The 4,599-nt window shown below is 63.8% G+C and carries 4 protein-coding genes, 1 tRNA gene and 1 pseudogene; all 6 read left to right on the top strand.

All coding sequences use genetic code 11. The features are described 5' to 3' along the window. Positions 1 to 194 precede the first annotated feature (194 nt). Positions 195 to 269 (top strand) — tRNA-Lys (locus AC1DJT_RS34660). 252 nt (positions 270 to 521) lie between these two features. After that, a complete protein-coding gene (locus AC1DJT_RS34655; protein WP_441508741.1) occupies positions 522 to 1,178 on the top strand; it encodes an NUDIX hydrolase in 657 nt (218 codons plus the stop codon). 268 nt (positions 1,179 to 1,446) lie between these two features. Beyond that, positions 1,447 to 2,097 carry a GntR family transcriptional regulator gene (locus AC1DJT_RS34650; protein ID WP_441508742.1) on the top strand — a complete coding sequence of 217 codons (651 nt, stop codon included), beginning with the start codon at positions 1,447 to 1,449 and terminating at the stop codon, positions 2,095 to 2,097. 14 nt (positions 2,098 to 2,111) lie between these two features. Beyond that, on the top strand, positions 2,112 to 3,098 hold the full coding sequence (locus AC1DJT_RS34645; protein WP_441508743.1) for an alpha/beta hydrolase: 987 nt from the start codon (positions 2,112 to 2,114) through the stop codon (positions 3,096 to 3,098). Then, positions 3,071 to 4,291, top strand: a complete 1,221-nt coding sequence (locus AC1DJT_RS34640; RefSeq protein ID WP_476835860.1) for an ABC transporter substrate-binding protein — start codon at positions 3,071 to 3,073, stop codon at positions 4,289 to 4,291. The genes AC1DJT_RS34645 and AC1DJT_RS34640 overlap by 28 nt, the downstream gene beginning before the upstream one ends. A gap of 64 nt (positions 4,292 to 4,355) precedes the next feature. Next, positions 4,356 to 4,599: pseudogene (locus tag AC1DJT_RS34635) on the top strand (carbohydrate ABC transporter permease); the annotation flags it as partial.

Genomic DNA, 4,599 nt, shown 5'->3' with positions numbered 1-4,599 from the left:
GGCATATTGCGGCGTTCCCGGGAAGACAGTGTCCACAAGAGCCTTGGCGGCCTTGATCTCGGACAGGGTGGGCAAATCGGTCATGCGGATCCTCCGGAGCGCTTCTGCCACATCTCAAAGCCATCGAAYAATGACGGGAGTGTGCGAACGATGTTGACCGGCGGGCGGGGCGTCCGTATGTCAGCGCCCTGTGAGGGCGGGTAGCTCAGTGGTAGAGCACGTGACTTTTAATCATGTGGTCGAGGGTTCGATCCCCTCCCCGCTCACCAAAAACTCCACTATATCAGATAGATAAAGCGGATTGACCGCATTTCGTTCCGCCTCGGCGGGGGCCAAGCATATGGTGGTGTCGATTTGCCGCTGCCGTGGGCTCTGCAGGTCCATTCACTCAGGCAATGGCGAGATCACGCCCGTATCAGGTTCAGATCCCGCTGCCAGGCACGCGGGTGGTTCCGGACAAGATGTCGGCGCGGTGTTGAGGCCGCGATTGAGCGGCTAGCTCTCGCCGCCTCGATTCTAATGTGACGATCGCATTGAGGGTCACTGCGGGCGACACCGCCGCCTTGGCGCGCCATGGCGTGCTGGGTATAGCTAAAACTATGGACATGAAATGGCGTACCCTCTCTTCCAGGACATTGCTGAAAGATCGCTGGATTGACGTCAGGGCGGATGAGTGCCTGACGCCGACAGGGCACAGGGTCTCGCCCTACTACGTACTTACTTATCCCGATTGGGTTCAAACGGTCGCGATCACGCCCTGCGACGAGATTGTTTTGGTCCGCCAGTACAGGCACGGCGCGGCGGATACTTTCCTGGAGCTGCCAGGAGGGACGATGGACGAAGGTGATCTCGACCCGGGGCGATCAGCTGCACGTGAACTCGAGGAGGAGACCGGCTATCGCGCGACGGAGTTGCGCCTCGTTTCTTCGCTCTTCGCCAACCCAGCCACCCAACCGAACAGGGTCCACGTCTATCTTGCTATGGGGGCAGAGTTGACGGGGAGCCGGAAACTGGACGCCAGCGAAGAGGGGATGAGCGTTCATCTTATGCCCGTGCGGGAGATCTTGGATCGGCTACACGATGGAATTCTCAAGCATTCGCAACACATATCCTCCCTGCTGCTCGCCCTTTCTGTCTCTGGGCATCTCGCGCTTGGTTCTCCCAAGTCAGCCCTCTGAGTTTGAGTATCCGCTAGCAATGCTGGCGCCGAAGCAGGCGGAATTCATTATTGGCAAGCGTCGAGAATGAGCGCCTGGACGCGCCGCTTTGTCCACCGCCACCGACGATTGGACTACCTGCGGCTGTCCAGCGCTGGTCTGAGTCGTTTTCGTCGAGGCCGATACATCCCCTGACCGCCGCTGCAACAGTGCGCCGTGGGATCGAGGTCCGAGCAAGCCCTCGCAAACTGACTTGAGATGTCGAATATCGATATCATTATCGATATTGATGAATGTGCTTATTCCGAACCAGATTCGAAGGCCCCGTGACGTCGTCTACGAGTCACTGAAGCGGCAGATCATGCTGAATGAGTTGCGTCCCGAGAGCGCTCTCACCGAGCTCGGCATGGCGCGCGAGCATGGTTGCAGCCAGGGCACGATCCGCGAGGCGCTCCTGCGCCTGCAGGAGGACGGGCTCGTGACCCGCTCCGGGCATCGCGGCACGATGGTGACCAGGCTTGATCCGGAGGAGGCGGAGGAAATTCTGGCTCTGCGCCGCCGGGTCGAGATCCGTGGCGCCTTGCGGGCGGTGCATCATGTCGAGCGCGACAGCCTGGAGCGGCTATACGCCATACAGGCCGACATGGATGCCGTCGCCGCAGCCGGCGACGAATATGCCCTGATCATCCTCGACATGGCTTTCCACCTGACGATCTTCCGCCTGTCGGGACTGGACGCGCTCGAGCAGATCCTGACCCGCTGCACCCTGCATTCGCACCGCTCGAAGCTCTGGGCACCGGGGCATCGCCGCCCGCTGACCGAGACCGCGACACGCCACCGCTTGCTGCTCGCCTTGCTCGAGGCCCGCGATGGGGAAGGCCTGTCATCGGCCATGGCGGAGCATATCGACACGATCGTCCTGCGTGACGGAACCGCCTAATGAAGAGCCCGCGAATGACGACCTGGATCGATCCGCAGATGCAGGTGCTTCTGGAACTGCTCCGCGCCGGCCCCGCCTTCGATTTCCGCTCCGCACCCATTGCCGAAGCACGTGCAACGGTCGATGCCGCAACATTGCCGTGGAGCGATGGCGCTCCGGCCATCCCGGCGAGCGATCTGGTCATTCCCACGGATGCCGGCGCGATGCGTGCGCGGCTTTACCGACCTGAAGGCGCGCAGGCAGAGTCCGTCATCGTCTATGCGCATGGCGGCGGCTGGACCTTCGGTTCGATCGAGACCCATGACGGAACGATGCGCAATCTCGCGGTGGCAGGGGGCTGCGCCGTGCTGGGCGTCGATTACAGGCTCGCTCCGGAACACCCGTTCCCGGCGCCGCTCGACGATCTCCTGGCCAGCGTCGCCTTCGTCGAGCGTGGCGGCCTGGGCACGCCCATACCGGCGGAGCGGATCGCGATCGCGGGCGATTCCGCCGGCGCCAATCTGGCGCTGGCAGCACTGCTGCGCCGGCGCGATGAGGGCTTGCCGCCGCTATCGGCTGCCGCGCTGTTCTACGGCTGCTACGAACCCGACTTCTCGACGGCGAGCCATGCGGCCTTCGGTGGCGGCGACTACCTGCTCACCAGCGCGAACATGCGCTGGTACTGGAACAATTTCCTCGGTGCCGAGCCGGACGAGACGCTGAGTCTCGCGGCGCCTGGCCGGGCTGCGCTTGCCGGCCTGCCGCCGCTCTATCTCTCCGCCGCGGGGCTCGATCCGCTGCGCGACGACACCATCCGGCTGGCCCAGCGCCTGGGCGAGGCCGGCGTGCCCTTCCGTTTCGATCACGTTCCCGGCGTCGTGCATGGCTGCCTGCGCATGAGCAGGGAACTCGCTGCCGCTGCCGACATGATCACCGCTGGCGGCCGCCACATTGCCAACCACCTCAACGATAAAAAAACCGGAGGAAGCCAACCATGGAACGCAGGACTTTCATCAAATTAGCGGGCGCCGGCGCTCTCGCCAGCCCCCTCGCCCGCCCCGCCATCGCCCAAGCCACCACAACGGTGCGCTGGTGGTACCATTTCGACAACCCGCAGCATTCGCCGGCTGAACTCATCGCCAAGTTCGAGGCAGCGAATCCCGGCATCAAGGTCCAGGCCGAGAGCATCCCCTGGGGCGGTGGTAACGACTACCAGACCCGGCTCTTCGCCGCCCTCGTCGCCGGCAACGGACCCGACTGCGCGATGGTGCGGTTGTCCTGGGCTGCGCGCTTCCAGCAGATGAAGGCGCTCTCCCCGATCAATGACCTGATCGCCGGCTGGGCCGGGCGCAGCGACATTGCGGACAACATCTGGAAGATCAACAGGGGCGCCGACGGCAAGCAATATTACCTGCCTCTGCAATATGTCGTGCTCTATCTCTATTATCGGCAGGACCTGTTCGAGCAGGCGGGGCTGAAACCGCCGGCAACCTTCGATGAATTCCGTGCGGCGGCCAAGGCTCTCACGAAGGGCGATGTCTCGGGCTTCGGCTTGCGTGGCGGCGCTGGTGGCTTCGACCACTGGGGGCCGTTCGTGCTCGGCGGCGGCGCCAGTTTCGAGAAGGGCGGAATGGTCAGCGACAAGGCGCTCGCAGCCAACCGCTGGTTCGTGGATCTCACCGTCAAGGACAAGGTGGTGCCGGCCTCGGCACCGACCGACAGCTTCCGGCAGATCGTCGATACCTTCAAGGCTGGCCGGACCGCCATGACCATCCATCATGTCGGCTCGGCCAACGAGATCGTCGGCGTGCTCGGCGACAAGGTTTCGGCTGTGCCGGTCCCGCGAGGCCCGGACGGCAAGGGCTGGACCTATTTCGGCGACGAGTCCAACGCCGTCTTCGCTGCCAGCAAGGCCAGGGAGGCGGCCTTCAAATGGTGCGCCTTCCTCTCCACGGCCGAGAACAACGTCGTGCTGAACAAGTTCACCGGGCAGTTGCCGATCGCGACGTCGGCGGCGAAGGACTGGACGCTGCATCCCAAGCGCTTCGTCGATGCGAGCGCGGCCTCGCTGCCGTTTGCGGCCTCGTTGCCGGATTCGCCCAAGACACCGGATTTCATCGCCCGGATCTGGCCGGCCAACATGCAAAGGGCGCTGCTCGGCCAGATCCAGCCTGACGAGATKATGCGTGCGATCGAGCAGCATTTTCACGGCTGACGGGATTGGCGGCAGACGGGCATCCGGCTGCCGCCTCCAGCCCTCGCTTCGACAGGTTTGAAACGTGACGTCGCTCACCCTCGCGCACAGGCAGCCTCTCGGCCGCAGCCTGACGCCCTTCTGGTTCCTGCTGCCGGCGATCCTGGTCACGGCGGGCGTCGTCCTGATTCCCGTCGCGCAGACGGCCTGGCTCAGCCTGCAGGACTACCTGCTCTACGATCCCGACAACGCCCGCTTCGTCGGACTGGGCAATTTCTCCAGGATCGCGCGAGACGAGGTTTTCTGGATCTCGCTTTCTGGATCTCGCT

Source organism: Allobosea sp. 05T422_2, from assembly GCF_056396265.1.
This window is presented reverse-complemented; position numbering and strand designations above follow the sequence as displayed.

Coding starts and splice junctions, on each gene's coding strand:
- AC1DJT_RS34650 (WP_441508742.1), top strand. CDS start 1,447: ATGAATGTGCTTATTCCGAACCAGATTCGAAGGCCCCGTGACGTCGTC.
- AC1DJT_RS34645 (WP_441508743.1), top strand. CDS start 2,112: ATGACGACCTGGATCGATCCGCAGATGCAGGTGCTTCTGGAACTGCTC.